Annotated in this window: 27 protein-coding genes and 1 pseudogene; 17 read left to right on the plus strand and 11 right to left on the minus strand. The window is 71.2% G+C overall.

The features are described from left to right. Window positions 1-7 precede the first annotated feature (7 nt). The 8 genes from KA711_08700 to KA711_08735 are packed head-to-tail and all read left to right on the plus strand — an operon-like array spanning window position 8 to window position 5,344. Window positions 8-397, plus strand: a complete 390-nt coding sequence (locus KA711_08700; GenBank protein ID MCM0609064.1) for a DUF4845 domain-containing protein — start codon at window positions 8-10, stop codon at window positions 395-397. 38 nt (window positions 398-435) lie between these two features. Beyond that, window positions 436-1,119 (plus strand): ribonuclease III, encoded by a 684-nt coding sequence (gene rnc / locus KA711_08705; protein MCM0609065.1) that lies wholly within the window; start codon window positions 436-438, stop codon window positions 1,117-1,119. Further along, on the plus strand, window positions 1,116-2,060 hold the full coding sequence (gene era / locus KA711_08710) for a GTPase Era (GenBank protein ID MCM0609066.1): 945 nt from the start codon (window positions 1,116-1,118) through the stop codon (window positions 2,058-2,060). Before rnc ends, era begins: the two co-directional genes overlap by 4 nt. Further along, complete coding sequence (locus KA711_08715; protein MCM0609067.1) at window positions 2,047-2,868, plus strand: recombination protein O N-terminal domain-containing protein; 822 nt, start codon at window positions 2,047-2,049, stop codon at window positions 2,866-2,868. Before era ends, KA711_08715 begins: the two co-directional genes overlap by 14 nt. Beyond that, window positions 2,865-3,668 carry a pyridoxine 5'-phosphate synthase gene (locus tag KA711_08720; protein MCM0609068.1) on the plus strand — a complete coding sequence of 268 codons (804 nt, stop codon included), beginning with the start codon at window positions 2,865-2,867 and terminating at the stop codon, window positions 3,666-3,668. Before KA711_08715 ends, KA711_08720 begins: the two co-directional genes overlap by 4 nt. Then, entirely contained in the window at window positions 3,665-4,081 is a 417-nt protein-coding gene (locus KA711_08725; GenBank protein MCM0609069.1) for a holo-ACP synthase, read from the plus strand. Before KA711_08720 ends, KA711_08725 begins: the two co-directional genes overlap by 4 nt. Further along, window positions 4,078-5,148 carry a beta-N-acetylhexosaminidase gene (nagZ, locus tag KA711_08730; GenBank protein ID MCM0609070.1) on the plus strand — a complete coding sequence of 357 codons (1,071 nt, stop codon included), beginning with the start codon at window positions 4,078-4,080 and terminating at the stop codon, window positions 5,146-5,148. Before KA711_08725 ends, nagZ begins: the two co-directional genes overlap by 4 nt. A gap of 49 nt (window positions 5,149-5,197) precedes the next feature. Continuing rightward, window positions 5,198-5,344: a LacI family DNA-binding transcriptional regulator gene (locus KA711_08735; GenBank protein ID MCM0609071.1), complete on the plus strand. Its 147-nt coding sequence runs from the start codon at window positions 5,198-5,200 to the stop codon at window positions 5,342-5,344. Window positions 5,345-5,411: 67 nt separating this feature from the next. Here the strand turns inward: KA711_08735 and KA711_08740 are convergent, their stop codons facing one another. From KA711_08740 to dbpA, 3 genes and pseudogenes are all read right to left on the minus strand, one after another. Next, window positions 5,412-6,353 carry an alpha/beta hydrolase gene (locus tag KA711_08740; GenBank protein MCM0609072.1) on the minus strand — a complete coding sequence of 314 codons (942 nt, stop codon included), beginning with the start codon at window positions 6,351-6,353 and terminating at the stop codon, window positions 5,412-5,414. 107 nt (window positions 6,354-6,460) lie between these two features. Next, window positions 6,461-7,015, minus strand: coding sequence for a cupin domain-containing protein (locus KA711_08745; GenBank protein MCM0609073.1), 555 nt, complete (start codon window positions 7,013-7,015; stop codon window positions 6,461-6,463). A 34-nt stretch (window positions 7,016-7,049) separates the two neighbouring features. Beyond that, window positions 7,050-8,500, minus strand: a pseudogene (dbpA, locus tag KA711_08750) (ATP-dependent RNA helicase DbpA). Between the two features lie 128 nt (window positions 8,501-8,628). On the opposite strand from dbpA, the gene KA711_08755 reads away from it, so the two are divergent. Beyond that, window positions 8,629-9,795, plus strand: coding sequence for a sterol desaturase family protein (locus KA711_08755; protein MCM0609074.1), 1,167 nt, complete (start codon window positions 8,629-8,631; stop codon window positions 9,793-9,795). Here KA711_08755 and KA711_08760 read toward each other — a convergent pair. The 4 genes from KA711_08760 to gcl form a co-directional block, all read right to left on the minus strand. Next, a complete protein-coding gene (locus KA711_08760; protein ID MCM0609075.1) occupies window positions 9,785-10,222 on the minus strand; it encodes a BLUF domain-containing protein in 438 nt (145 codons plus the stop codon). The two genes, KA711_08755 and KA711_08760, sit on opposite strands and share 11 nt — an antisense overlap. Before the next feature lie 196 nt (window positions 10,223-10,418). Beyond that, window positions 10,419-11,297: a 2-hydroxy-3-oxopropionate reductase gene (locus tag KA711_08765; protein ID MCM0609076.1), complete on the minus strand. Its 879-nt coding sequence runs from the start codon at window positions 11,295-11,297 to the stop codon at window positions 10,419-10,421. Beyond that, on the minus strand, window positions 11,294-12,070 hold the full coding sequence (hyi, locus tag KA711_08770; protein ID MCM0609077.1) for a hydroxypyruvate isomerase: 777 nt from the start codon (window positions 12,068-12,070) through the stop codon (window positions 11,294-11,296). Before hyi ends, KA711_08765 begins: the two co-directional genes overlap by 4 nt. 5 nt (window positions 12,071-12,075) lie before the next feature. Continuing rightward, window positions 12,076-13,866 (minus strand): glyoxylate carboligase, encoded by a 1,791-nt coding sequence (gene gcl, locus KA711_08775; GenBank protein MCM0609078.1) that lies wholly within the window; start codon window positions 13,864-13,866, stop codon window positions 12,076-12,078. Window positions 13,867-13,971: 105 nt separating this feature from the next. Here gcl and KA711_08780 point away from each other — a divergent pair, with 105 nt between their 5' ends. Both KA711_08780 and sbcB read left to right on the plus strand, forming a co-directional pair. Continuing rightward, window positions 13,972-14,874: a LysR family transcriptional regulator gene (locus tag KA711_08780; GenBank protein MCM0609079.1), complete on the plus strand. Its 903-nt coding sequence runs from the start codon at window positions 13,972-13,974 to the stop codon at window positions 14,872-14,874. Between the two features lie 153 nt (window positions 14,875-15,027). Continuing rightward, a complete protein-coding gene (gene sbcB / locus KA711_08785; GenBank protein MCM0609080.1) occupies window positions 15,028-16,491 on the plus strand; it encodes an exodeoxyribonuclease I in 1,464 nt (487 codons plus the stop codon). 12 nt (window positions 16,492-16,503) lie between these two features. Here the strand turns inward: sbcB and KA711_08790 are convergent, their stop codons facing one another. The 4 genes from KA711_08790 to KA711_08805 form a co-directional block, all read right to left on the minus strand. Continuing rightward, window positions 16,504-18,783, minus strand: coding sequence for a PBP1A family penicillin-binding protein (locus tag KA711_08790; GenBank protein ID MCM0609081.1), 2,280 nt, complete (start codon window positions 18,781-18,783; stop codon window positions 16,504-16,506). A gap of 512 nt (window positions 18,784-19,295) precedes the next feature. Further along, window positions 19,296-19,445, minus strand: coding sequence for a hypothetical protein (locus KA711_08795; GenBank protein MCM0609082.1), 150 nt, complete (start codon window positions 19,443-19,445; stop codon window positions 19,296-19,298). 131 nt (window positions 19,446-19,576) lie between these two features. Beyond that, window positions 19,577-20,572 carry a CoA ester lyase gene (locus KA711_08800; protein ID MCM0609083.1) on the minus strand — a complete coding sequence of 332 codons (996 nt, stop codon included), beginning with the start codon at window positions 20,570-20,572 and terminating at the stop codon, window positions 19,577-19,579. Window positions 20,573-20,592: 20 nt separating this feature from the next. Next, a complete protein-coding gene (locus tag KA711_08805; protein ID MCM0609084.1) occupies window positions 20,593-21,582 on the minus strand; it encodes a malate dehydrogenase in 990 nt (329 codons plus the stop codon). A gap of 141 nt (window positions 21,583-21,723) precedes the next feature. Here KA711_08805 and KA711_08810 point away from each other — a divergent pair, with 141 nt between their 5' ends. The 6 genes from KA711_08810 (at window position 21,724) to KA711_08835 (ending at window position 26,363) form a co-directional block, all read left to right on the plus strand. Further along, entirely contained in the window at window positions 21,724-22,497 is a 774-nt protein-coding gene (locus KA711_08810; protein MCM0609085.1) for a GntR family transcriptional regulator, read from the plus strand. 101 nt (window positions 22,498-22,598) lie between these two features. Next, complete coding sequence (gene sdhC / locus KA711_08815; protein ID MCM0609086.1) at window positions 22,599-23,033, plus strand: succinate dehydrogenase, cytochrome b556 subunit; 435 nt, start codon at window positions 22,599-22,601, stop codon at window positions 23,031-23,033. Window positions 23,034-23,056: 23 nt separating this feature from the next. Next, window positions 23,057-23,419, plus strand: coding sequence for a succinate dehydrogenase, hydrophobic membrane anchor protein (gene sdhD / locus KA711_08820; protein ID MCM0609087.1), 363 nt, complete (start codon window positions 23,057-23,059; stop codon window positions 23,417-23,419). Next, the gene (locus KA711_08825) at window positions 23,416-25,227 is read left to right on the plus strand and encodes a succinate dehydrogenase flavoprotein subunit (protein MCM0609088.1); all 1,812 of its coding nucleotides are present in this window, start codon (window positions 23,416-23,418) and stop codon (window positions 25,225-25,227) included. Before sdhD ends, KA711_08825 begins: the two co-directional genes overlap by 4 nt. Window positions 25,228-25,287: 60 nt before the next feature. Beyond that, window positions 25,288-25,992, plus strand: a complete 705-nt coding sequence (locus KA711_08830) for a succinate dehydrogenase iron-sulfur subunit (GenBank protein MCM0609089.1) — start codon at window positions 25,288-25,290, stop codon at window positions 25,990-25,992. After that, window positions 25,992-26,363 (plus strand): succinate dehydrogenase assembly factor 2, encoded by a 372-nt coding sequence (locus KA711_08835; protein MCM0609090.1) that lies wholly within the window; start codon window positions 25,992-25,994, stop codon window positions 26,361-26,363. Before KA711_08830 ends, KA711_08835 begins: the two co-directional genes overlap by 1 nt. The last annotated feature ends 4 nt before the right edge of the window (window positions 26,364-26,367 follow it).

Below are 26,367 nucleotides of genomic sequence, written 5' to 3' on the forward strand. Positions count from 1 at the left end.
CCGTTCCATGACCCGACCCGCACCGTCCCATGACGGCCGACGCGCCCGGCAGCGGGGCCTCACCTTGTTCGGCCTGCTGTTCTGGGCGCTGGTCGTCGGCTTCGTGGGCTACCTGCTGGTGCGCGTGGTGCCCACGGCCAACGAGTACCTGACGATCCAGCGCGCGGTCGACAAGATCGCGGCTGGACAGCCCGCCACCGTGGCCGAGGCGCGCGCCGCCTTCGACCGCCAGAAGGACATCGAGTACGCCATCACCGCCATCAGCGGCAAGGATCTCGTGGTGACCAAGGAGAACGACCGCGTCGTGCTGGCCTTCGCTTACGACAAGGAGATCTCGGTGCTGGGGCCTTTGCACATCCTCATCAAGTACGAGGGCCGCTCCAAGCCCGGCCCCTGAGGAGCCCGCGCCCCGTGGCCACCGACGCCCGCCCGAGCCTGCCGCTGGAGTTGCTCCAGCGCCGCCTGGGCCACCGTTTCGCCAACCCGGCGCTGCTGCAGCGTGCGCTCACGCACCGCAGCTTTGGCGCCGAACACAACGAACGGCTGGAGTTCCTGGGCGACACCGTGCTGGCGCTGGCCGTTTCGGAGCTGCTGTACGAGCGCTTCTCGGGCAGCGACGAGGGCGACCTCACGCGCGTGCGCGCCCACCTCGTGCGCGAGGACAGCCTGCACAAGGCGGCACTGGCGCTGGGCCTGCCCGAGCTGCTGCGGCTGTCCGAGGGCGAGGCCCGCGGCGGCGGCGCGCAGCGCCCCTCGATCCTGGCTGACGCGCTGGAGGCGCTGATCGGCGCCGTGTTCCAAGACGGCGGCTACACCAAGGCGCGGGCGCTGGTGCAGGGCCTGTTCGGCGAGGTCATCCAGGCCACCGAGGCCGAGAGCTGGCGCAAGGACGCCAAGACCGAGTTGCAGGAGTGGCTGCAGGCGCGGCGCATCGCCGTGCCCGGCTACCGCATCGTGGCCACGCGCGGCCAGGCGCACGCGCAGACCTTCGAGGTCGAGTGCGCCGTGCCGGCGCTGGAGCGCCGCGCCACCGGGCAGGGGCGCTCGCGCCGCGCCGCCGAGCAGGAGGCCGCCCGCCGCCTGCTCGCCGAACTCAAGGCCCAGAACGGCAGCGCATGAAGCCCGCCAACCCCGCCCCGCCAGCGCCAGGCGGCCCCAGGCGTTGCGGCCTGGTGGCCATCGTCGGCCGCCCCAATGTCGGCAAGAGCACGCTGCTCAACGCGCTGGTGGGGCAGAAGGTCAGCATCACGTCCGAAAAGGCGCAGACCACCCGCCACCGCATCACCGGCATCCGCACGCAGGGGGCGACGCAATTTGTCTTCGTCGACACGCCCGGCTTCCAGACCCGCCACGGCCAGGCCCTCAACCGCACGCTCAACCGCACGGTGCTGGCCACACTGGCCGACGTCGACGCAGTGCTGTTCGTCTGCGAGGCCGGGCGCTTCAGCCTGGCCGACGCGCACGTGCTGGCGCTGCTGCAAGGCGATGGCATGGGCGGCAAGCCGGTGCTGCTGGTGGCCAACAAGCTGGACGCGCTGGCGCGCCGGCAGGACGTGCTGCCCTGGCTCAGGGGCATGCAGGAGCGCCACGCCTTTGCCGAGTTCGTGCCGATGAGCGCGCGCCGGCCCGGCGACGTGGAGCGCCTGCTCGAGATCGTCGCCCCGCACCTGCCCGAGCAGGACTGGCTGCACGAGGAAGACGCGCTCACCGACCGCAGCGAACGCTTCATGGCCGGCGAGATGATCCGCGAGAAGCTCTTCCGGCTGACCGGCGACGAGCTGCCGTACACGAGCACGGTCGTGATGGAGCAGTTCGAGGAAGACGATCCCGACGCCGAGCCGCGGCGCATCCGCCTGGCCGCCACCATCGTGGTGGAGCGCGACGCGCACAAGGCCATGGTCATCGGCGAGGGCGGCGAGCGCATCAAGCGCATCGGCAGCGAGGCGCGGCAGGAGCTGGAGCGCCTGTGGGGCGCGCGGGTGTTCCTGGAGCTGTGGGTCAAGGTGCGCTCGGGCTGGGCCGACGACGAGGCCCACCTGCGGAGCTATGGCTACGAGTAGAGCGCCGCGGCGCGCGCCGGTGCCGCAGCCGGCCTACGTGCTGCAGCGCCACGACTGGAGCGAGAGCAGCCTGATCGTCGAGCTGTTCACGCGCGGGCTGGGCCGTGTCGTCACGGTGGCGCGCGGCGCCAAGAAGCCCACCTCGAACTACCGTGCGCTGCTGCTGCCCTTTCAGCCGGTGGCGGTGGTGCTGGGCGCGCCGCCCAAGGCCGCCGCCGAGGGCCACGACCTGCTGCCCCTGCGCAGCGCCGAGTGGGCGGGCGATGGTTGGCCCGGCCGGGCCGGCGGCCAGCCGCTGGTGCGCGGCGCGGCCCTCTTCAGCGCCTTCTACCTGAACGAGCTGCTGCTCAAGGGGCTGGCCCGGCAGGATCCGCACGAGGCGCTGTTCGACGATTACGCGGCAGCGCTGGACGCCCTGGCTGCGGGGCCAGCGGCCGAGGGCGCGCGCGACGAGGCCGCCGTGCTGCGCGCCTTCGAGCTGAGCCTGCTGCGCGAGACCGGGCTGCTGCCCGATCTCTCGCTGGCCACGCTCAGCGCCCAGCCGCTGGCCGAGGACGGCCACTACACGCTCGACGCCACGCACGGCCTGGTGCCCGCGCCCGACGGCGCCACCGGCGCGCGCTGGACGGCGCTGGAGGCCGCGCTCGGCGCGGGCCGGGCGCGCTTCGAGGCGCTGCACGCCGCCTGCCGCGGCGCCGCGACGGCCTTGCGCAGGCCGCTGCAGGGCCTGCTTCACTATCATCTCGGCCACACGCCGATGCGCACGCGCGAGGTCCTGCGGGGCGTGCAGAAGCTCATCCAGCCATGAACCCGCTCGTCCTCGACCCGGCCGCACCGCGGCACGCCGGCACGGCGCTGTCGGTCAACGTCAACAAGGTCGCGCTGCTGCGCAACACGCGCCACCTGGGCATTCCCAGCGTGCTGCGCGCTGCCACGCTGTGCCTGCAGGCCGGCGCCGACGGCATCACCGTGCACCCGCGGCCCGACGAGCGCCACATCCGCGCCCACGATGTGCATGAGCTTGCCGAGCTGATGCAGGCCTGGCCGCAGGCCGAGTTCAACATCGAGGGCAACCCGTTCCACAACCTGATGGACTTCATCCGCACGCTGAAGCCGCACCAGGCCACCTTCGTGCCCGACGGCGAAGGCCAGTTCACCAGCGACCACGGCTGGAACCTCGCCGCCGACGGTGCGCGCGTGCAGCCGCTCATCGACGAGTGCCACGCCTTGGGCGTGCGCGTGAGCCTGTTCATGGACGCCGAGGCCGAGGGCATGGCCCTGGCCCGCGCCGTGGGGGCCGACCGCGTGGAGCTCTACACCGAGCCTTATGCCGCGGCCGCCGCCGAGCCCGGCAGGCCGCGGCAGGCCGGGCAGCTGGCGCGCTTTGGCGCCGCCGCCCGCAGCGCGCACGCGGCGGGCCTGGGTGTGAACGCCGGCCACGACCTGAACCTTCTCAACCTCACCGACTTCCTGCGCGCCGTGCCCGGCGTGGCCGAGGTGTCGATCGGCCATGCGCTGGTGGCCGATGCACTGGAGCTGGGCCTGCCCGAGACCGTGCGCGCCTACCGCCGCGCCATCGCCGCGGCGCAGGCGGGGGCAGGGCGGTGATCGTCGGCGTCGGCACCGACGTCTGCGACGTCCGCCGCATCGAGGCCACGCTGGCGCGGCGCGGCGAGCGCTTCGCCGAGCGTGTGCTGGGCCCGAACGAGCAACAGGTGTTCGCCGCGCGCCGCGCGCGGGTGCAGACCCGTGGCGTGCGCTACCTGGCCACGCGCTTCTCGGCCAAGGAGGCCTTCTCCAAGGCCATCGGGCTGGGCATCACGAGCCCGATGCGCTGGCGCGACTGCCAGATCCTCAACCACCCCGGCGGCCAGCCCTACATCCGGCTCGACGGCGAACTCGCGCGCTGGTTCGCCGCGCGCGGCTGGGTGGCCCATGTGAGCCTGACCGACGAATCCGACTACGCGGCGAGCTTTGTCGTCGTCGAAACCGCCCCAGCTCCTCCATCCGCTGCACCATGACCCCCGAACAAGCCCCTGTCGTGCTCGACATCGCCGGCACCACGCTGGGCAAGGACGACCGCCGCCGCCTGCGCCACCCGCTCACCGGCGGCTTGATCCTCTTCGCGCGCAACTGGGAGAGCCGCGCGCAGCTCACCACGCTGTGCGCCCAGATCAAGGCCGAGCGGCCCGACGTGCTGATCTGCGTCGACCACGAAGGTGGCCGCGTGCAGCGCTTCCGCACCGACGGCTTCACGCACCTGCCGCCCATGCGCGCCTTGGGCGAGCTGTGGATGAAGGACGCGAACTCGGCGATGGTGGCGCAGGACGCCGCCAGCGCCTGCGGCCATGTGCTGGCCGCCGAGCTGCGCGCCTGCGGCGTCGACCTCAGCTTCGCGCCTGTGCTCGACCTGGACTTCGGTGCCAGCACCGTCATCGGCGACCGCGCCTTCCACCGCGACGCGCGCGTGGCCACGATGCTGGCCAAGGCCGTGGCCCACGGCATGCTGCGCGCGGGCATGGCGCACTGCGGCAAGCACTTCCCCGGCCACGGTTACGTCAAGGCCGACAGCCACCTGGCCGTGCCGGTGGACCAGCGCAGCCTCAAGGCCATCCTCGCCGACGACGCCGCGCCCTACGGCTGGCTCAGCAGCACACTGACCGCCGTGATGCCGGCGCACGTGGTCTACCCCAAGGTCGACGCGCGCCCGGCCGGCTTCTCGCCGCGCTGGCTGCAGGAGGTGCTGCGCGGGCAACTGGGCTTTACCGGTGCCATCTTCTCCGACGACCTCAGCATGGAGGGCGCGCGCCACCTCGACGGCGGCACGCTCACGCATGCCGAGGCCGCGGTGGAGGCGTTGAACGCCGGCTGCGACCTGGTGCTGCTGTGCAACCAGAGCGCCGACGGCGGCGCCGCGGTGGATGCGCTGCTGGGCGGCCTGCTGCAGGCCGCCGAGGCCGGCCGCTGGCGCCCCGACCCCGACGCCGAGCAGCGCCGCAGCGCGCTGCTGCCCGCCAGCCCGCCGCTGCCCTGGGACGAGCTCATGCACGACGCGGCCTACCAGCGATCGCTCGAACGCCTGCCCTGAGGCAGGGGCCTGCCGCACCATGACCGAGCCCGCCCGCAAGCGCGTGCAGATGGCCGACATCGCGCGGCTGGCCGGCGTGTCGGTGTCCACCGTGTCGCGCGCGCTGGCCGGCAACCCGCAGATCAACGCCGACACGCGCGAGCGGGTCAGCCAGCTCGCGCGTTCGCTCAACTACACCATCAACGTCGGCGCGTGAACCTGAAGGCCGGCCGCGCCCAGATCGACGCCGACTGAAAAGCCGTCAGCGGACCCGGAACGGCCGCTCATCCCGCCGGCATCGACCCCGGCCCGCCCAGGGCCGCCACCCAGTCCTCGACCGCCCGCCGCACCTCGGCCGGGCGCTCGGTGAAGGGCCAGTGGTGGCAGTGGATGGTCTCGATGCGCACCCGCGGCCCGGCCAGCGCGGCGCGCATCTCCGGGCCGTCGGCGAAGGTGGCGCCGCTGGACAACAAGGCCAGCACCGGCTGCGGCAGCCCGGCCGGCCGCGGCACGGGCGAGAACATCTCCACCATGTCCTGCAGGTACACCGCCAGCGGCACGTGGCGCAGGTCGGCGCGTGTGCTGCTGTAGTGCGCGATGAAGGCGGCCTCCGCCGCGGGGTCGGGGTCGGCCAGGGCGACACGGGCCTGCTGGTCGAGGGCGCGCAGATCCAGCGGCGGCAGCGTGCGCCGGTGCAGGCCCAGGGCGTTGGCGGTGCGCACCAGCGCGGCGGCCACGCGCAGCAGCGGGGCGGAGCGGGCGATGCGCGCCGAGCGCCCGTGCAGGGCCTGGCGGAACACGGGGTCGACCAGCAACAGGCTGGCCACGCGCAACGGGTGCCGCTGCGCCAGCTGCAGCGCCACCTGCGCGCCCAGGCTGTGGCCCAGCACGTGGGCCTGCGGCAGGCCCTCGGCGTCGAGCACGGCGGCGAGGTCGTCGCACCAGGTGGCGGTGTCCAGCCGCGTGCGCGTGAGCGAGCCGCCGTGGCCGCGCAGGTCCACGCGCAGCAGCCGATGGCGATGGCGCAGCCGGGTGTGCTCGCAGAACTCCTCGAAGCGGCTGGCGTTGCTGGCCAGGCCGTGCAGCAGCAGCAGCGGCGTGCCTGGGCCGGCGCCGCCTTCGGCCGGTGCATGACGGTGCCAGCGCAGCCGCACGCCGTCGGGGCGCGTGAGCGAGCGCGGCTGCCCCGCGGTCGCTGAGTCGATCGGGGTGTTCGTCAAGCTCATGCCGCAAGGCTCAGGCAGCCGTGGCACCGGCCGGTGGCCGGCCCGCCGTGCGCCGGACGGCGTGTCTGGCGGCCCGACGCGGGGCTGGATTTCTGCCGCCCACGCTCCTAGCGTGACTCGCCGCGCCGCCGCGTCGGCTGCATGTCCAGCAGCCGCGGCCGATGGCCCTCGCCGTGGCCGTAATCGGTGGCCTCGAACAGGCCGATGCGCTGCAGGCTGCGCACCATCACTTTGTGGCTGTCGGGGTAGGTGCAGACCTCGTGGCCGTCGTTGAGCCCGGCGCCGAGGAACACCAGGTCCTCGTCGAAGGGGTTGGCGATCTGATGGGCGATGCCGGTACCGGCCGGGCACGAGATGCAGTCGCCAGGGCCGATCTCGAGCACCTCGTCGCCATAGCGGAACAGGCCCCGGCCCGCGAGCACATAGAACACCTCGTCCTCGCGCGCATGGGCGTGGAAGGGGCAGCCCGAGCGGCCGGGCGGCACGCGCGACAGGCTCATGCCCAACCGCGGGCGCAGACGCTTCTCCTGCTCGCCCAGGGCATCGAGCGCGGGAGTGAGCCGCTTGAAGGCGCTGCCCCAGTGGGCCTCGTCCATCTCCACGATCTCGGGCACCTCGGACTGGTTGACGACGAGGGGCGGGCGGGCACGGGCGTTGTCCATGGCCGCAGTATCCACGGGCCAGTGCGGCCGGAAACTACAACCGCCGAACCTTCACCGAGCGGCCTTTCACCTTGCCGGCGTTCAGGCCGCGCAGCGCGCGGTCGGCCACCTCGCGCTGCACCGCCACGTAGGTGGAGAAGTCATTCACATCGATGCGGCCGACCGCGGCGGCCTCCAGCCCCAGGTCTTTGGTGAGTGCGCCCAGCACGTCACCGGCGCGGATCTTCTCCTTGCGGCCGCCGGCCAGCTGCAGCGTCACCATCGGCGGGCGCAGGGGCCCGGCGCCTTCGGCGGCTTTCAGTTCCGTGAGCTTGTGCCACTCGCTCTCGCGCCCCTGCTCGGCCTCGATGCGGCCGATGCGGCCCATCTCGTCGAGGCTGACCAGGCTGAACACCCGTCCGCTTTCGCCGGCCCGCCCCGTGCGCCCGATGCGGTGCGTGTGCACCTGCGCGATCGGATGCGATGTCGACGTTGATCACGGCTTCGAGCTTGTGGATGTCCAGGCCGCGGGCGGCCACGTCGGTGGCCACCAGCACGCTGCAGCTGCGGTTGGCGAACTGCACCAGCACCTGGTCGCGCTCGCGCTGCTCCAGGTCGCCATGCAGTTCCAGCGCCGACAGACCCTGCGCCTTGAGCACCGCCACCAGGTCGTGGCACTGCTGCTTGGTGTTGCAGAAGGCCAGCGTGCTCTCGGGGCGGAAGTGGTTCAGCAGCAGGCCCACGGCGTGCAGCCGCTCGGTCCTCGGCCACCTCGTAGCAGCGCTCGTGGATCAGGCCCGGCGCGTGGCGCTCGGCCAGTCTCACCTCCAGCGGCTCGCGCAGGTAGCGCGCCGCCAGCTGCGCCACGCCCTCGGGGTAGGTGGCCGAGAACAGCAGCGTCTGCCGCCGGCCCGGCGGCGGGCATTGCTGCGCGATGGCGCCGATCTCGTCGGCAAAGCCCATGTCGAGCATGCGATCGGCTTCGTCGAGCACCAGCGTGTTCAGGCCCTCGAGCACGAGCGACTCGCGCCGCAGGTGGTCGAGCACGCGCCCGGGCGTGCCCACCACCACGTGCGCGCCGTGCGCCAGGCTGGCCATCTGCAGCCGCAGCGGCACGCCGCCGCACAGCGTGACGAGCTTGATGTTGTCCTCGGCGCGCGCCAGGCGCCGCAGCTCCTGCGTCACCTGGTCGGCCAGTTCGCGCGTGGGGCACAGCACCAGGGCCTGCACGCCGAAGTGGCGCGGGTTCAGGCGCGCCAGCAGCGCCAGCCCGAAGGCGGCGGTCTTGCCGCTGCCCGTCTTGGCCTGCGCGATGAGGTCCTTGCCGGCCAGCGCCAGCGGCAGGCTGGCGGCCTGGATGGGCGTCATCGCCGCATAGCCCAGGCTCTGCAGGTTGGCCAGCACGTGGGGTGCCAGCGGCAGGGTCGAGAAGGCGGGGCCGGTGGATGAGGAGGATGAGGAGGACGAGGAAGAGGACGAGGGCACTGCGGCCGGGGCTTGGGTCATGGCGCCATTGTCGGTGGGGCTGCGCGGGCCGCTCGCGTGCCGCCGCAAGCCCGGCCCAGTGGGCGCCGGCAAGGGCAAAGGCAGGTGTCGCGCGGACTCCGAGAACGCCCCGTCGATAAGATGTCGACATGCTCGACAAGCTCAGGCGACTGACCACCTCGCACGGCGAGCTGCGCGCGGGCAAGGGACTCATCTCCGGTGTGGTGGCGCTGTCGCTGGCCATCCTGTGTTTTCTGGCCGTGCTGGCCTTCCACTTTCCGGAGTACCTGACGACGCCGCAGCTGCGCAAGAACTACGACGTGGACCTGCTGCGCAAGGTGCTTTACGCGGCGCTGGTGGTGGCCGGCGCGGTGGCGCTGTTCAACATCGTCACCGGGCGCCGGCGCTGGCTGTCCACGGCGGCCTTCGCGCTGGTGGTCCTGAGCGTGGCGCTGGGCGGCCACAAGGTGCCGGTGAACGACTTCCCCGGTGGCACGCCTTACATCGGCCTGGACTGGTTCATCCTCGATCTGCTGGGCAGCACGCTGATCTTCATCTTCATCGAGAAGCTGTTCCCGCTGCGCAAGGAGCAGCCGGTGTTCCGCCCGGCCTGGCAGACCGACTTCCAGCACTTCATCGTCAACCACCTGCTGATCGGCTTCTTTCTGCTGGCGGTGAACCTGCTCGTGCACCGGCTGTTCGGCTGGGCGGTGCATGGCGCGGTGCAGGACTGGGTGCGTGGGCTGAACTTCTGGGTGGCGCTGCTCCTCATCATGCTGGTGGCCGACCTGGTGCAGTACGCCACGCACCGCGCGTATCACGAGGTGCCGATGCTGTGGCGGCTGCACGCGGTGCACCACAGCGTCAAGCACATGGACTGGCTCGCCGGCTCGCGCCAGCACGTGCTGGAGATCGTGCTCACGCGCACGCTGGTGCTGGCGCCCATCTACGTGCTGGGGTTCTCGAAGGAAGTGATCGACGCCTACATCATCGTCGTCGGCTTCCAGGCCGTGTTCAACCACGCCAACGTCAACGTGCGCCTGGGGCCACTGCGCTACGTGATCGTGACGCCCAACTTCCACCACTGGCACCACAGCCAGGAGACCGAGGCCATCGACCGCAACTACGCGGCGCAGTTCGCCTTCATCGACCACCTCTTCGGCACCGCGGTGCAAAGCCCGCGCGCATGGCCCGCGCACTACGGCGTGCAGGGCGACTACGTGCCCGATGGGTTCTGGGCGCAGACGAAGTTTCCTTTTGTCTGGCGGGCCGGCCAGACGCCCGGCCCTGGGGGCGCTCAGGACTTCAGGATCTGACTGCCCGCGCCTGGGCGCCCCCGATGGGGTGGCCGCTGGCGATGAGCTCATCGATCAGCTTCAGCATGAAGCCGCCGGTGGCGGCATACGGGTCGAACTCGGGGTGCTGCATGCGCACCAGGGCGTCGTCGTCGGGCAGCACGACGTGGGCCATCGACCAGCCGGGGTAGCGACGGCGGTCGATCTCCTCGAACGACAGCATCTGCACGTCGTGGTGCCGCGGGTCCTGCAGGATGCGGTTGTAGAGGCGGTTGACCTCGGCGCGTTCGCCCTCCAGCACCTGCAGGTACAGGCCCTGCCCCTGGCACAGCACGCCACTGATGCCGTGGGCGGCGTTGTGCGCCTCGCAGGTGGCCAGGATGTTGGCGGTGACGGTGCCGGTTTGCGGCCCGACGGAGCGGCTGACGTAAAGAACTCGAACCCACATGGCTGACTCGCTTTCGGGGCGGTTTGGCGATCCTCTGGCCGTGCCATGCTTGCCCGCTGTGGCAGCAGTGGGGTCGGGCGGGTGTCCTTGCCCCTTTTTTGGGCGCGCCGAGATGGGCTCACCCCTGCGCAAGACACGCCATGCGACGACGGCAGCGCCGATTCTGCGCCCACCCAAGCCCCGGCGGCCGTGCCGCTCAGCCGATCTCGTGCGCCGCCATCAGCTCCAGCGCCTTCACCAGCGCCGAGTGGTCGGCCTCGGCCAGGCCGTTGGCGGCACACACCTGCATCAGCTGGGCCACGCCCGCCGTGCCCGGCAGCGCCACGCCCAGGGCCTTGGCGCCTTGCAGCGCGAGGTTCAGGTCTTTCTGGTGCAGCCCGATGCGGAAGCCGGGGTTGAAGGTGCGCTTGATCATGCGCTCGCCGTGCACCTCGAGGATGCGGCTCGAGGCAAAGCCGCCCATCAGCGCCTGCCGCACCTTGGCGGGGTCCGCGCCGGCCTTGGCGGCGAACACCAGCGCCTCGGCCACCGCCGCGACGTTCAGCGCCACGATGATCTGGTTGGCGACCTTGGTGGTCTGGCCGTCGCCGCTGCCGCCGACGTGGGTGATGTTCTTGCCCATCAGCCTGAGCAGCGGCTCGGCGCGCGCAAAGGCGGCCTCGCCGCCACCCACCATGATGGTGAGCGAGGCCGCCTTGGCACCCACCTCGCCACCCGAGACCGGGGCATCGAGGTAGTCACAGCCCAGCGCCTGGATACGGGCCGCGAAGTCCTTGGTGGCCATGGGCGAGATGCTGCTCATGTCCACCACCAGGGTGCCGGGCTTCAGGCCTGCGGCCACGCCCTCGCCGCCGAACAGCACGCGCTCGACATCGGGCGTGTCGGGCAGCATCAGGAACACGATCTCGCTTTGTTCGGCCACGGCCTTGGCGCTGGCTGCGCTGCGCGCCCCGGCGGCGGTGATCGCTTCGGGCACCTTGCTGCGCGTGTGCACCGTCATGGCGTGCCCGGCGGCGATGAGGTGGCCGCACATGGGTGCGCCCATGATGCCCAGGCCTATCCATCCGAGCTTCATTGGAAGCGCTCCATCCAGCGGAGGCCGGCTTCGGTGCCGCCGGCCGGTTTGTATTCGCAGCCCACATGCCCGGCATAGCCGATACGGTCGAGGTGGGCAAACAGGAAGGGCCAGGCGATCTCGCCCGTGCCAGGCTCGTGGCGGCCCGGGTTGTCGGCCACCTGGATGTGGCCGATGCGCGGCAGCAGGCGCTCGATGGTGGCCGCCAGCTCGCCCTCGGTGCGCTGCTGGTGGTAGACGTCGTACTGCAGCTTCAGGTTGGGCGCGCCGACCTCGTCCATCAGCGCCACGGCGTCGTCGCTGCGCTGCACCACGAAGCCGGGCACGTCATACCGGTTGATGGGCTCGATCAGCAGCGTGAGGCCGGCGTCCTGCAGCGCCGCCGCGGCGTAGCGCAGGTTGGCCACCAGCGTGGCGCGACCCTCGGCCGCCGTCACGCCGGCCGGCAGCTTGCCCGCCAGGCAGTTGAGTCGTGGCACCTGCAGCACGGTGGCGTACTCGACGGCATGAGCGACGCCTCGCCGGAACTCGTCGGTGCGGCCGGGGTCGGCGGCGATGCCGCGGTCGCCCGCGGCCCAGTCGCCGGCCGGCAGGTTGTGCAGCACCATGGTCAGGCCATGGCGCACGAGTTCTTCGCGCAGCACGGTGGCCGGCTGCTCGTAGGGGAACTGCAGTTCCACGGCCGTGAAGCCGGCGCGCGCGGCGCGCCCGAAACGCTCCAGCAGCGGCGTCTCGGTGAACAGCATCGACAGGTTGGCGGCGAACTGGGGCATGGCTGTCACTCCAGCAGGCCGGCGGCCACCAGGCCCTCGCGGCCCTCGGGGTGGCGGCAGTCGATGTCCTCGAACTCGTTGATCTTGTCGATCTCGGTGCCCATCGCGATGTTGGTGACCTTCTCGAGGATGCATTCCACCACCACCGGCACCCGGAACTCCGCGGCCATGCGCCGGGCTTCCTCGAAAGCGCCGACGAGCTTGTCGGGATCGGTCACGCGCAGCGTCTTGCAGCCCAGGCCCTCGATGACCTTGGCGTGGTCGACGCCGTAGCCCTTGAGCGCGGGGTCGTCGACGTTCTGGTTGTCGAAGGCCAGCTGCACCGCGAAGTCCATGTCGAAATTGCGCTGGCTCTGGCGGATGAGGCCCAGGTAGCTGTTGTTCACCAGCACCTGCACGTAGGGCAGGCGGAACTGCGCGCCCACGGCCAGCTCCTCGATGAGGAACTGGAAGTCGTAGTCGCCGGCCAGGCCGACCACCGTCTTCGTCGGATCGGAAGCCACCACGCCCAGGGCGGCCGGCACCGTCCAGCCCAGCGGGCCGGCCTGGCCGCAGTTGATCCACTGGCGCGGGCCGTAGACGTGCAGGAACTGCGCCCCGGCGATCTGGCTCAGGCCGATGGTGGTGACGTACACCGTGTCGCGCGGGAACACCGCGTTCATGGCCTCGTACACGCGCTGCGGCTTGATCGGCACCTGCTCGAAGTGCGTCTTGCGGTGCATCAGCCGCTTGCGCTCGGCGCAGCGCTCGGCCCACTCGGCGTAGTCGTTCAGGCGGCCGGCGGCCTTCCACTCGCGCGCCACCTGCACAAAGAGTTCGAGCGCCGCCTTGGCATCGCTGACGATGCCGTAGTCGGGCGCGAACACGCGGCCGATCTGTGTGGGCTCGATGTCCACGTGCACGAACTTGCGGCCCTTGGTGTAGGTCTCGACGCTGCCGGTGTGGCGGTTGGCCCAGCGGTTGCCGATGCCGAGCACGAAGTCGCTCGCCAGCATGGTGGCGTTGCCGTAGCGGTGGCTGGTCTGCAGGCCGCACATGCCGGCCATCAGCGGGTGGTCGTCGGGGATGCTGCCCCAGCCCATCAGCGTGGGGATCACGGGCACGCCGGTGAGCTCGGCAAACGCCACCAGCAGATCGCTCGCGTCGGCGTTGATGATGCCGCCGCCGGCCACGATGAGCGGCTTCTTCGCGGCCATCAGCATCTCGAGCGCCTTCTCGACCTGCTTCTTCGTGGCCGCCGGCTTGAACACGCCGAGTGGTTCGTAGGTGTCGATGTCGAACTCGATCTCGGCCATCTGCACATCAAACGGCAGGTCGATCAGCACCGGCCCCGGCCGGCCCGAGCGCATCAGGTGGAAGGCCTGCTGGAAGGCGCGCGGCACCTGCGCCGGCTCCAGCACCGTGGTGGCCCACTTCGTCACCGGCTTGGCGATGCTCTGGATGTCGACGGCCTGGAAGTCCTCCTTGTGCAGCCGCGCGCGCGGCGCCTGGCCCGTGATGCACAGGATGGGGATGCTGTCGGCCTGCGCCGAGTACAGGCCCGTGATCATGTCGGTGCCCGCCGGGCCGCTGGTGCCGATGCACACGCCGATGTTGCCGGCCTTGGCGCGCGTATAGCCCTCGGCCATGTGGCTGGCGGCCTCGACGTGCCGCGCCAGGATGTGGGCGATGCTCTGGCGCTCGCGCAGCGCGGCATACAGCGGGTTGATGGCGGCGCCGGGCACGCCGAAGGCGACCGAGACGCCTTCCTTTTCCATCACCAGCACGGCGGCCATCGCAGCCTTCATCTTTGCCATCGCAGTGTCTCCGTCGGGGTTGTCGTGGCCGGCATCGTCGCGGCGGCTGGCCGGCGAGGGAAGGTCAGCGCACCGATAGCCTCCATTCCATGGTGGAATGGCGACATGGACCGCATCCAGGGTCTGCAGCTCTTCGTCCGCGTCTGCGAGACCGGCTCGCTCACGCGGGCCGCGGTCGACCTGGGCGTGACGCAGCCCACCGCCACGAAGCACATCGCCCAGCTCGAGAAGCGCCTGGGCGCGCGCCTGTTCCACCGCAGCACGCGCGGCGTCACGCCCACCGAGGTGGGCGCCGCCTACTACGACCAGTGCAAGGCGATCACGCTGCAGCTCGACGCTGCCGACAACCTGGCCGCGCTGATGCAAAGCCGCGTGCAGGGAGCGCTGCGCATCAACAGTTCGGTGGCCTTCGGCCGCCGCGTGCTGGTGCCGATGGTGCTGCGCTACATGCAGCAGCACCCGGGCGTGACCGTGGACCTGGGCTTCGAGGACCGCTATGTGAACCTGGTGGAGCAGGGCATCGACCTGGCCCTGCGCATGGGTCGGCTGGCCGACAGCTCGCTGGGCGCTCGCTACCTCGGCACCAACCCCTGGGCGCTGGTGGCGGCGCCCGCCTACCTGGCCGAGGCCGGCACGCCGAAGCGGCCCGACGACCTGGCCCGCCATCGCGCGCTGATCTACAGCACCGTGCAGGGTGACGAGCGCTGGCACTTCACGGGCGCCGACGGCCGCAGCGCCAGCGTGGCCGTGAAGGGCCCGCTGCGCAGCAACAACCTCTCGGCGCTGCTGGCCGCGGCACGCGCCGGCATGGGTGTGGCGGCGCTGCCGCTGTACGTGGCGCAGGCCTCACTGGCGCGCGATGAACTCGTGCTTCTGCTGGAGCGGCACACGCTGCCGGCGCAGCCCATCCACGCCGTCTATCCGAGCCCACGCCAGGTGCCGGCCAAGGTGGTGAGCTTCGTCAACTGGCTGCAGGGGCAGTTCGACGACGGGTGGTGGGGGCGCTGAGAGCCTCGAAGTCGGTGCAGGGCAGCGGGTGGTCGGAGCCGGCGCGGGCCGTGGCCCGGCCTGGCGCGAGGGCGGCCAGGAGGCGTCGGTTCTTCAGGGCCGGCCATGCCGGGCCGCTGCGCTATCGTGCCGGACGCGGACTCTTCGCCTGCCATGCCCGACACCACCTTCTACTGGCACGACTATGAGACCTCGGGCGTGGACCCGCGGCGCCACCGCCCGGTGCAGTTTGCCGGCCTGCGCACCGACCTCGAGCTCAACGAGATCGGCGATCCGCTGGTGGCCTACTGCCAGCCTGCGCCCGACGTGCTGCCCGATCCCGAGGCCGTGCTGCTGACCGGCATCACGCCGCAGCACGTGCAGCAGCACGGCGTGACGGAGGCCGAGTTCGCCAGCCGCATCGAGGCCGCGCTGGCGCAGGACGGCACCATCGGCGTGGGCTACAACAGCATCCGCTTCGACGACGAGGTCACGCGCTTCCTGTTCTGGCGCAACCTCATCGACCCCTATGCGCGCGAGTGGCAGAACGGCTGCGGCCGCTGGGATCTGCTCGACGTGCTGCGCACCTGCTGGAGCCTGCGGCCCGAGGGCCTGGCCTGGCCGAAGCACCCCGCGGGCGAGCTCAAGGGCCGGCCGTCGTTCAAGCTCGAAGACCTCACGCGCGCCAACGGCATCGAGCACGGCCAGGCCCACGACGCGCTCGCCGACGTGCGCGCCACGGTGGCGCTGGCGCGGCTCGTGAAGGCCGCGCAGCCGCGGCTGTGGGCCTACTGCCTGAAGCTGCGCCGCAAGGACGCCGTCTGGGCCGAGATCGGCCAGGGCCGGCCCTTCGTGCATCTCTCTGGCCGGTATGCGGTGGAGCGCGGCTGCCTGGCCATCGTCTGGCCGCTGGCGCCGCATCCCACGAACAAGAACGAGCTGATCGTCTGGGATCTCGCGCACGACCCCGCCGAGCTGGAAGGGCTGGACGTCGAGACGATGCGCCGCCGGATGTTCACGCGCGCCGACGCCCTGCCCGAGGGCGAGTCGCGGCTGCCGATCAAGACCATCCACGTCAACAAGAGCCCGGTCGTCATCGGCAACCTGGCGGTGCTGGGCCCGGCCGAGGCGCGCTGGGGCCTGGACCGCGCCACCGCCGAGCGCCACGCCGTGCAGGCTGCGCGCTTGGCTGAAACCCTGGCGCCACGCTGGCGCGAGGTGTACACGCGGCCCGCCGAGCCCGCGCCCGACGTCGACGAAGATCTCTACGGGGGCTTCGTCGGCGACGAGGACCGCCGCACCCTCAACCGTCTGCGCGCGCTGCCCTGGCCGCAGCGGGCCGAGCGGGTGCACGGCGGGCGCGTGGCCTTTGCCGACGGGCGGCTGGAGGAACTGCTGTTCCGCTGGCGCGCCCGCAACGCGCCCGAGACGCTGGACGCCGGGGAGCAGGCGCGCTGGCAGGCCCACCGTGTGGCGCGGCTGGTGCACGGCGAGGGCGGTGCGACCACGCTGCAGGCCTTCCAGGAGCGCGTGGACGCGCTCTACGACGCCGCCGTGGAGCGCGGCGACGAGCGTGCCCAGGCGCTGCTCGACGCGCTGGTGGACCACGCCGAGCGCATCGCGCCCGAGGCGGGCTGAGGCTGCGCCCCTTCAGCGGCTGGCCGCCGGGGCCGGCGCCCCTGCGGCCGTCGGCGTGGTGGCCTCGGCCACATTGCCGATGGCGCGGATGAAGCCGCCGTCGGCAAACTCGGTGTAGCGCCAGTCGCCGCCCACCCGCAGCACGTCCTCGGGCGGCTCCAGCGGCTGCACCGGCACGCCGCGCAGCGCGCGCGCCATGGCGTCGATCCACACCGGCAGCGCGAGGCCGCCACCGGTCTCGCGTTCGCCCAGGCTGCGCGGTTCGTCGTGGCCGATCCAGCCCACGCCCACCACGCCCGGCGCCCAGCCGGCAAACCAGGCGTCGACCGCGTCATTGGTGGTGCCGGTCTTGCCGTAGAGGTCGGGCCGCTGCAGCGTGGCCTGTGCGCGCGCGGCAGTGCCGCGGGCCGTCACGTCCTGCAGCAGCGAGTTGGCCAGAAACACCGTGCGCGCCGGCAGCACGCGCGTGGCCCCGTCCAGCGGCGGGGCCGGCGGCGCCTCGAAGAGCACGCTGCCGTCGGCGGCCACGATGCGCTCGATCAGCACCGGCGCCACGCGGTGCCCGCCGTTGGCGAACACGCCGTAGGCCGCCGCCATCTCCAGCGGCGTGACGCTGCCCGTGCCCAGGGCCAGCGTCAGATCGGAGGGCTGGCGATTCATGTCGAAGCCGAAGCGGGCGATGCCGTCTCGGGCCGCCGCCAGACCGATGCGGTGCAGTACGCGGATGCTCACGAGGTTCTTGCTGCGCACGAGGCCGTCGCGCACCGTCATCGGGCCGTCGAAGGCGCCGTCGCTGTTGCCGGGGTTCCAGTTCGGCGCGCCGCCGTCCGTGGCCTGGAGCGGCAGGTCGTCGACCACGGTCTCGGGCATCACGCCGTGCTCGAAGGCCGTGGCGTACAGGAAGGGCTTGAAGCTCGAGCCCGGCTGCCGCCGCGCCTGCGTGGCGCGGTTGAAAGGCCCGCGGCTGAAGCTGAAGCCGCCCACCAGCGCGCGCACGCGGCCGGTGGCGGGGTCGAGCGCGACATAGGCGCCGTCGGCCTCGGGCCATTGCGCCACGCTCCAGGTGGGGGTGCCGCCCGGCCCGGGCGCGGCCTGCAGGCGCAGCACCGCGCCGCGCCGCACCGCCCGCGCGGCCGGCGCCTGCGGCCGCAGCGCGGCGCGCACCAGCCGCAGGCCTTCGCCCGACACCGTCACCGTCTCGCCGCTGGCGAGCTTGACCTGCAGCGCCCTCTCGGATGCGGCCATCACGATGCCGGCGCGCAGGTCGTCGTCGTCGCGCACGTCACGCAAGGCCAGCGCCGCGGCACGCTCGGCGGCCTCGGGGTCGGCAGGCAGCTCCTCCTGCTCCTCGGGGCCGCGCCAGGACTGCCGGCGCTCGTGCGCCAGCAGCGCCTTGCGCAGCGCGGCATGCGCCGCGCGCTGCTCGTCGGCATGCAGGCTGGTGACGACGCGGATGCCCTCGGTGTAGGCGCGCTCGCCGAGCTGCTCGAAGACGGCGCGGCGCGCCATCTCGCCCACATGCTGCGCCGCCACCTCGGGGCCGCGCGTGCGGCGGTACACCAACTTCCGGGCCACGGCCGCGTCGTGCTCGGCCTGGCTGATCTTGCCTGAGCGCAGCATGCGCTGCAGCACCCAGCGCTGGCGCCGGACGGCTGCGGCCTCGTTGGCAAACGGGTTGGCGTAGATGGGGTTCTGCGGCAGGCCCGCGATCAGCGCCAGCTCGGCCAGGTTCAGCTGCTGCAGCGGCTTGCCGAAGTAGGTCTCGGCCGCTGCACCCATGCCGTAGGCGCGCGTGCCCACGTAGACCTGGTTCAGGTACAGCTCGAGGATCTGGTCCTTGGTCAGTGCGGCTTCCAGTCGGCGCGCGATCAGGGCCTCCTTGAGCTTGCGCTCCACCGTGCGCCGCGTGCTCAGGAACATCGTGCGGGCCACCTGCTGGGTGATCGTGCTGGCACCCTGCGGCACGCCGCCGCTGAGGTTGGCCAGCGTGGCGCGCGCCACGCCGCGCCAGCTGATGCCGTGGTGCCCGTAGAAGCCGGCGTCCTCGGTGGCGATGACGGCGTCCTTCAGTGCCTGCGGCATCTGCGCGACCGGCACGAAGACGCGCCTTTCGCTGCCGAACTGCGCGATCTCGGTCCCATCGCCGGCCAGCACCACCAGATGCTGGCGCGGGCGGTATTCAGTGGCCTCGTCCAGCGGTGGCAGGTCGAGCGCGTACCAGGCCAGCAGCAGGCCGAGCAGCAGCGCACCGACCAGGGCCACGGCCCCCAAGACCAGCAGCAGGCTGCCGATGACGACGCCGCCGCGGCTGCGACCTGGCAGGCTGATCAAGGAGCGATCTCGTAGGTCGCGAAGCCGTCGCCCTCGTGGCGCACCAGCCTCACCTGCGGCACCAAGCCGGGGCACCGCCCGGCGCAAGGGGTCGACGATGTCCAGCACCTCCACCCGGCCCGCCAGGTGCTGCCGGTCCCAGAGCATGATCGGCGGCGGCTCGACCGCGATGACGCCGATCCTCAGCGTGTGCGCCGCACCAGTCTCGTCGACGACGGCGCGGTCCTGGTAGCAGTCCCAGGACAGCAGGTGCCTGTGCAGATCCGTGGTGCCGATCACGCGCAGTTTCTGCGTCTGCGCATGGGTCCACGCTCCTAGGAGCGAGCGCGGCGACGAGCAGGCCCAGGGCCTGCAGGCGGGGGTGGAAGGCGGTCACGACGGCGGGCAGGCAGCGGCTGGGCCTGCAAGGCTACCTGAGCATCCCCAGGGCCGGAGGCCGCCCGCCGCCCGCCCTGAGGGGGGCACTCAGCCGCTCAATGCTGCGAGCGGCCGTGGTGCTTTTGCGCCCACTCTTCGGCCCAGGCGTCGGCCTTGGCCTGCTCGCGGGCGCCCATCGTCATGGTCCAGGTCAGAAAGCCGGCGGCAAACAGCAGCGGGACGAGGGCAAGCAGCAGCGTGGTCATCGGGAGCTCCGGGGATCGGATCGGGGTGGATGGCTTATCGGCATCGAGTTCGCCGACTGGAGTGCCCCCTGTGCTGCACGGCCGCATCAACCTTGGCCCACGCAGCCGGTTCAGCGCCGCGTCAGGGGTCTTCAGGGCGCGAGCGGGCCGAACCAGGCCCCACGCAGCTCTTCGGGCAAGCCCGGCGTGCCGGCGGAGCGCGTCCGTTCGGCCCGCTGCATCACCTGCCAGAAGTAGCGGTAGCTGGCCCGGTCGTGCAGCGTGTCCTCGTGGCGGATCGGGGCCCAGTCGGCGGCGGCGGCGGCGCGCAGGATCTCCACCGCCTGGGCCAGCTCGGCGGCTGAGGGCGCGAAGGCGGCGACGATGGTGCGCACCTGTGCCGGGTGGATGCTCCACATGCGCGTGCAGCCCAGCAGATCCACCGCCTTGCGCGCGGCCTCGGCCAGGGCTGCGCTGTCGCGGAACTCGGTGACGACCCCGTGCGCGGGCACCTTGCCGTGGGCGTGGCAGGCGGCGGCGATCTCCAGCTTGGCGCGCACCACCAGCGGGTGGTCGAACTGGCCCTGGGCACTCATCGCCCACTGCGGGATGGCGCCGCGGTGCGCCGAGACGAAGTCCATCAGTCCGAAGCTCAGGCTCTCGATGCGCGGGTGGGCAGCCAGCGCCTGCACCTCGGCCAGCGCGCCGTGGGTCTCCACCAGCGCGTGCAGCGGCACGTCGGCGCCGCCCATCGCGTCGATCGTGCGGGCGGCCTGCGCGATGCAGGCCACGCCGCGCGGCTTGGGGATCATCAGGTAGGCCGGGCGCTGCGCGGCGCCCAGCACGGTGGCGGCCACCTCGCCGAAGGCCGGGTGGGCCACCGGCAGCAGCCGCACGCCGACTCGCCCGTAGCGGTTGAGCGGCCCGCCCAGCAGGCCGGCGATCAGCCGCGCGTGCTCGAGCTCGCGGCCTACCGGGGCGCCGTCCTCGTTGTCCAGCGTGACGTCGAACACCGGGCCGAGCTCGGCCTGCAGCTGCAGGCTCTTGGTCATGCGCGGCTCAACCCCGGCGTAGTGGTCACACACCGGCAGGGCCGGCACGGCCCGGTCTTCGGGGTCGAACAGGGCGACGCGGGGATGCAGCGGCATGACGGCGCGCCCGGGGTCGATCAGAGCAGGTGCTTCACGCCGTCCTGCTCGCCCGTCAATTCGGCCAGGGTCTTGTCGATGCAGCCCTGGCTGAAGGCGTCGATCGGCAGGCCCTCGACGATCTGGTAGCGGCCGCCAGCGCAGGTGACGGGGTAGCCGAACATCACGTCCTTCGGGATGCCGTACTCGCCGTTGCTGGGGATGCCCATGGTCACCCACTCGCCGTTGGTGCCCAGCGCCCAGTCGCGCATGTGGTCGATGGCGGCGTTGGCGGCGCTGGCCGCCGACGACAGGCCGCGCGCCTCGATGATGGCGGCGCCGCGCTTGCCCACGGTGGGCAGGAACACGTCCTGGTTCCAGGCATGGTCGTTGATCATGTCCTTGACCGAGGCGCCGTCGATGGTGGCGAAGCGGTAGTCGGCGTACATCGTCGGGCTGTGGTTGCCCCACACCGCCATCTTGCGGATGGCTGCCACCGGCTTGCCGGTCTTGGCGGCGAGCTGGCTGAGCGCGCGGTTGTGGTCCAGGCGCAGCATGGCGGTGAAGTTCTCGCGCTTCAGGCTGGGCGCGCTCTTCATCGCGATCCAGGCGTTGGTGTTGGCCGGGTTGCCGACCACCAGCACCTTGACGTCGCGGCTGGCCGCGGCGTCCAGCGCCCGGCCCTGGGCGGTGAAGATCTGCGCGTTGGCGGCCAGCAGGTCGGCGCGCTCCATGCCGGGCCCGCGCGGGCGGGCGCCGACGAGCAGGGCGTAGTCGGTGTCCTTGAAGGCGGTCTTGGCGTCACCGTGGGCCTCCATGCCGGCCAGCAGCGGGAAGGCGCAGTCCTCAAGCTCCATCATCACGCCCTTGAGCGCCTTCTGGGCCTTCTCGTCGGGGATCTCCAGCAACTGCAGGATCACCGGCTGGTCCTTGCCCAGCATCTCGCCGCTGGCGATGCGGAACAGCAGGGCATAGCCGATCTGGCCGGCGGCGCCGGTGACGGCCACGCGCACGGGCTTTTTCGTGGTCATGGGGAGGCTCCTGGGGATGGGGTACGGGATCGGGCCCGGCGGCGCAGCCGGTCGGCTGCGGGGGGTGCCTGGGCGGGCCTGGATTCTAGGCGCGCAGGCCTGACTTGACTCTTATGTCTTATGGAAGACACATGGGGCACAATGGCCGCTGCCATGACCGTCGCGACCCCGTCGTTCAGCCCGCTGTACCAGCAGATCAAGTCGCTGCTGGTGCAGAGCCTGCAGGCCGGCGAGTGGCAGCCCGGCCAGGCCATCCCCAGCGAGACCGAGCTGGCCGCGCGCTTCCGCGTCAGCCAGGGCACGGTGCGCAAGGCCATCGACGAGATGGCGGCGGACAACCTGCTGGTGCGCCGCCAGGGCAAGGGCACCTTCGTGGCCAGCCATGCCGAGCAAAGCACCCAGTACCGCTTTCTGCGGCTGGTGCCCGACAGCGGCACGCGCGCGCCGCTGCAGCGGCGGCTGCTCGACTGCCGCCGCCTGCGCGCGAGTGCCGACGTGGCCCGCGCCCTCGACCTGCGTGCCGGAGAGGCCGCGGTTCAGGTGCGCCGGCTGCTCCTGGCGCCCGATGAGGGCGCTGCCAGCGGTGCTGCCCGCCCTGCGCGCCCCGTGGTGCTCGACGACCTCTGGCTGCCCGGTCCGCTGTTCAAGGGCCTCACGCTCGAGCGCATGGAGGCCTGGCGAGGGCCGCTGTACCGCCTTTTCGAGGCCGAGTTCACCGTGCACATGGTGCGCGCCGAGGAAAAGCTGCGCGCGGTGGCCGCCAGTGCCGACGAGGCCGCGCTGCTGGGTGTGGCACCCGGGCAGCCTTTGCTGAGTGTCGAACGCTTGTCGTACACGTACGGCGACAAGCCGGTCGAACTGCGGCGCGGCCTGTACCTCACCACGGCCCACCACTACCGCAATGCCCTGATGTGATGCCCGAACCGACGCCTGTTTGCCCGCTTGCAGGCCCGCGTAAGGCACGGGGCGTGCAATAGACTTTGGCGGGTTTCCTGCAGTAACCGAAAGACAAGGACATGTCCGAGATGACACGAGCGCGGCCGGCAGAACGACCCGGCACGATGCGGCTGATCGACGCCACGAAGTACCGCCTGCCGCTGGCGGCCTATGTGTCGATCCTGCACCGCGCCAGCGGCGCGATGATGTTCCTGCTGCTGCCGCTGCTGGTGTGGCTGTTCGACCAGAGCGTCACCTCCGAGGTCAGCTTCGAGGTCTTCCGCAGCGCCTTCGCGGCCGGCATCGGCTTCGTGCCGGCCTGGCTGCTCAAGCTCGTGCTGCTGGGCCTGATCTGGGCCTACCTGCACCACTTCGTGGCCGGCGTGCGCCACCTGTGGATGGACGCGACGCACAGCGTCTCCAAGGCCCAGGGCCATCAATCGGCCGTGCTCACCTTCGCCGTCAGCCTGCCGCTCACCGTGGCGCTGGGCGCCAAGCTGTTCGGGCTGTTCTGAGCCCACCCAACCCCCACACTCCCATGGCAGTCAACTACGGAAGCAAGCGCGTCGTCGTGGGCGCGCACTACGGCATGCGCGACTGGCTCAGCCAGCGCGTCACGGCGGTGCTGATGGCGCTGTTCACCCTCGTGCTGCTGGCGCAGGTGTTGTTTGGCGGCGAGATGGGCTACGACCGCTGGGCCTCGATCTTCAGTGCCCAATGGATGAAGCTGCTGACGATGGTCGTGTTCGTCTCGCTCGGCTGGCACGCCTGGGTGGGCGTGCGCGACATCTGGATGGACTACGTCAAGCCCGTGGGCGCACGCCTGGCGCTGCAGGTGCTGACCATCGTCTGGCTGGTGGGCTGCATCGGCTGGGCCGTTCAAGTTCTGTGGAGGCTCTGACCGTGTCCCTGGCCCACCTACCCAAGCGCAAGTTCGACGTGGTCATCGTCGGGGCCGGCGGCTCCGGCATGCGGGCTTCGCTGCAGCTGGCCCGCGCCGGCCTGAACGTGGCGGTGCTGTCCAAGGTGTTCCCGACGCGCAGCCACACGGTGGCGGCGCAGGGCGGCATCGGCGCCAGCCTCGGCAACATGGCCGAGGACAACTGGCACTACCACTTCTACGACACGGTGAAGGGTTCCGACTGGCTGGGCGACCAGGATGCCATCGAGTTCATGTGCCGCGAGGCGGGCCGCGCGGTCTACGAGCTCGAGCACATGGGCATGCCCTTCGACCGCAACCCCGACGGCACCATCTACCAGCGCCCCTTCGGCGGCCACACCGCCAACTACGGCGAGAAGCCCGTGCAGCGCGCCTGCGCCGCGGCCGACCGCACCGGCCATGCCATGCTGCACACGCTGTACCAGCAGAACGTGGCCGCGCGCACCAACTTCTTCGTCGAGTGGATGGCGCTGGATCTCATCACCGACGCCGACGGCGACGTGCTGGGCGTGACCGCGCTCGAGATGGAGACCGGCGAGGTGCACGTGCTGCAGGCCAAGGTCACGCTGCTGGCCACGGGCGGCGCGGGCCGCATCTACGCCGCCAGCACCAACGCCTTCATCAACACGGGTGACGGCCTGGGCATGGCGGCGCGCGCCGGCATCCCGCTGGAAGACATGGAGTTCTGGCAGTTCCACCCCACCGGCGTGCACAACGCGGGCGTGCTGCTGACCGAGGGCTGCCGCGGCGAGGGCGCCATCCTGCGCAACGCCCACGGCGAGCGCTTCATGGAGCGTTATGCGCCCACGCTCAAGGACCTGGCGCCGCGCGACTTTGTCTCGCGCTGCATGGACCAGGAGATCAAGGAAGGCCGGGGCTGTGGTCCGAACAAGGACTACATCAACCTCGACATGACGCACCTGGGCGGCGACACCATTCTGAAGCGCCTGCCCAGCGTGTTCGAGATCGGCCACAACTTCGCCAACGTCGACATCACGAAGGAGCCGATCCCCGTGGTGCCGACCATCCACTACCAGATGGGCGGCATCCCGACCAACATCAATGGTCAGGTGGTCATTCCGCGCCACGGCGCGCACAACGACATCGTGAACGGCCTGTACGCGGTGGGCGAGTGCTCCTGCGTCAGCGTGCACGGCGCCAACCGGCTGGGCACCAATTCGCTGCTGGACCTGCTGGTGTTCGGCAAGGCCTCGGGCGACCACATCGTCAAGAGCTTCAAGGCCGCCGACAAGAGCCACAAGCCGCTGCCGGCCGACACGGCCGACCGCTCGCTGGCCCGCCTGGCGCGCCTGGACGGCGCCACGAACGGCGAGTATGCGCAGGATGTCGCGAACGACATCCGCACGACGATGCAGCAGCATGCCGGTGTCTTTCGCACGCAGGCCAGCATGGACGAGGGCGTGGGCAAGATCAACGCGATGCGCGCCCGCGTCGAGGCCATCGGCCTGAAGGACAAGAGCAAGGTCTTCAACACCGCGCGCATCGAGGCGCTGGAGGTCGAGAACCTGATCGAGGCCGCGCAGGCCACGATGACCAGTGCCGCCGCGCGCCGCGAGTGCCGCGGCGCCCACACCGTGAAGGACTACGAGCGCGGCGCCGACGACCCGCACACCCCGCTGGGCCGCAACGACGCCGAGTGGATGAAGCACACGCTGTGGTACAGCGAGGGCAACCGCCTGGCCTACAAGCCGGTGAACCTGAAGCCGCTGACCGTGGATTCCGTGCCGCCCAAGGTGCGGACCTTCTGAACCCGAGCCCCGTTCGCGCCAAGCCTGTCGAAGCGCTGTCCATTCGACCCTGAGTGCACCATGACCCTACGCACCTTCCAGATCTACCGCTTCGACCCCGACACGGACGAGAAGCCGCGCATGCAGAGCTACAGCGTCGAGCTCGACGGCACGGAGCGCATGCTGCTCGACGCCCTGATGAAGCTCAAGGCGCAGGACCCCACCTTGAGCTTCCGCCGCAGCTGCCGCGAGGGTGTGTGCGGCTCGGATGCCATGAACATCAACGGCAAGAACGGCCTGGCGTGCCTGACCAACATGCGCACGCTGCCGGGCCCCATCGTGCTCAAGCCGCTGCCGGGCCTGCCGGTGATCCGCGACCTCATCGTGGACATGACGCAGTTCTTCAAGCAGTACCACAGCATCAAGCCCTATCTCGTGAACAACACGCCGCCGCCCGAGAAGGAGCGGCTGCAGTCGCCCGAGGAGCGCGAGGAGCTCAATGGCCTGTACGAGTGCATCCTGTGCGCGAGCTGCTCCACCAGCTGCCCAAGCTTCTGGTGGAACCCCGACAAGTTCGTGGGCCCGGCCGGGTTGCTGCAGGCCTACCGCTTTATCGCCGACAGCCGCGACCAGGCCACCGGCGAGCGGCTCGACAACCTCGAGGACCCGTACCGCCTGTTCCGCTGCCACACCATCATGAACTGCGTCGACGTCTGCCCCAAGGGCCTGAACCCGACCAAGGCGATCGGCAAGATCAAGGAACTCATGGTGCGCAGGGCGGTTTGATGGACCACCTTGCCAACCCCGTTCGGGCTGAGCCTGTCGAAGCCCTTGCCGGCCCTTCGACAAGCTCAGGGCGAACGGGCCTTGGGCGCCTCGACGAACGGAGTCTGAGCAAACTGCGCTGGCGCTGCCGGCGCGGCCTGCTCGAGAACGACCTGTTCATCGAACGCTTCTTCCGACACCACGAGGAGTCGATCACGACAAGGCAGGCCGCGGGGCTGATGACCCTGATGGATCTTGCCGATAACGACCTGCTGGACCTGCTGCTCGGCCGCAAGCCGCTGGCGGGCGAGGTCGACACGCCCGAAGCGCGCGAGGTGCTGGCGCAGTTGCGCAGCGCACCCGTGCCGCCCCACGCCAAGCACGCCCTCTGAAGAA

Source organism: Ideonella sp. WA131b (assembly GCA_023657425.1).
Lineage (GTDB): Bacteria > Pseudomonadota > Gammaproteobacteria > Burkholderiales > Burkholderiaceae_C > Rubrivivax.

Coding starts and splice junctions, on each gene's coding strand:
- KA711_08795 (MCM0609082.1), bottom strand. CDS start 19,445: ATGACCACGCTGCTGCTTGCCCTCGTCCCGCTGCTGTTTGCCGCCGGC.
- KA711_08780 (MCM0609079.1), top strand. CDS start 13,972: ATGGACCGCATCCAGGGTCTGCAGCTCTTCGTCCGCGTCTGCGAGACC.
- KA711_08700 (MCM0609064.1), top strand. CDS start 8: ATGACCCGACCCGCACCGTCCCATGACGGCCGACGCGCCCGGCAGCGG.
- era (MCM0609066.1), top strand. CDS start 1,116: ATGAAGCCCGCCAACCCCGCCCCGCCAGCGCCAGGCGGCCCCAGGCGT.
- KA711_08805 (MCM0609084.1), bottom strand. CDS start 21,582: ATGACCACGAAAAAGCCCGTGCGCGTGGCCGTCACCGGCGCCGCCGGC.
- sdhD (MCM0609087.1), top strand. CDS start 23,057: ATGGCAGTCAACTACGGAAGCAAGCGCGTCGTCGTGGGCGCGCACTAC.
- hyi (MCM0609077.1), bottom strand. CDS start 12,070: ATGCCCCAGTTCGCCGCCAACCTGTCGATGCTGTTCACCGAGACGCCG.
- sbcB (MCM0609080.1), top strand. CDS start 15,028: ATGCCCGACACCACCTTCTACTGGCACGACTATGAGACCTCGGGCGTG.
- KA711_08765 (MCM0609076.1), bottom strand. CDS start 11,297: ATGAAGCTCGGATGGATAGGCCTGGGCATCATGGGCGCACCCATGTGC.
- KA711_08715 (MCM0609067.1), top strand. CDS start 2,047: ATGGCTACGAGTAGAGCGCCGCGGCGCGCGCCGGTGCCGCAGCCGGCC.
- KA711_08800 (MCM0609083.1), bottom strand. CDS start 20,572: ATGCCGCTGCATCCCCGCGTCGCCCTGTTCGACCCCGAAGACCGGGCC.
- KA711_08745 (MCM0609073.1), bottom strand. CDS start 7,015: ATGGACAACGCCCGTGCCCGCCCGCCCCTCGTCGTCAACCAGTCCGAG.
- KA711_08740 (MCM0609072.1), bottom strand. CDS start 6,353: ATGAGCTTGACGAACACCCCGATCGACTCAGCGACCGCGGGGCAGCCG.
- KA711_08720 (MCM0609068.1), top strand. CDS start 2,865: ATGAACCCGCTCGTCCTCGACCCGGCCGCACCGCGGCACGCCGGCACG.
- KA711_08760 (MCM0609075.1), bottom strand. CDS start 10,222: ATGTGGGTTCGAGTTCTTTACGTCAGCCGCTCCGTCGGGCCGCAAACC.
- KA711_08735 (MCM0609071.1), top strand. CDS start 5,198: ATGGCCGACATCGCGCGGCTGGCCGGCGTGTCGGTGTCCACCGTGTCG.
- nagZ (MCM0609070.1), top strand. CDS start 4,078: ATGACCCCCGAACAAGCCCCTGTCGTGCTCGACATCGCCGGCACCACG.
- KA711_08835 (MCM0609090.1), top strand. CDS start 25,992: ATGGACCACCTTGCCAACCCCGTTCGGGCTGAGCCTGTCGAAGCCCTT.
- sdhC (MCM0609086.1), top strand. CDS start 22,599: ATGTCCGAGATGACACGAGCGCGGCCGGCAGAACGACCCGGCACGATG.
- KA711_08830 (MCM0609089.1), top strand. CDS start 25,288: ATGACCCTACGCACCTTCCAGATCTACCGCTTCGACCCCGACACGGAC.
- KA711_08755 (MCM0609074.1), top strand. CDS start 8,629: ATGCTCGACAAGCTCAGGCGACTGACCACCTCGCACGGCGAGCTGCGC.
- KA711_08810 (MCM0609085.1), top strand. CDS start 21,724: ATGGCCGCTGCCATGACCGTCGCGACCCCGTCGTTCAGCCCGCTGTAC.
- gcl (MCM0609078.1), bottom strand. CDS start 13,866: ATGGCAAAGATGAAGGCTGCGATGGCCGCCGTGCTGGTGATGGAAAAG.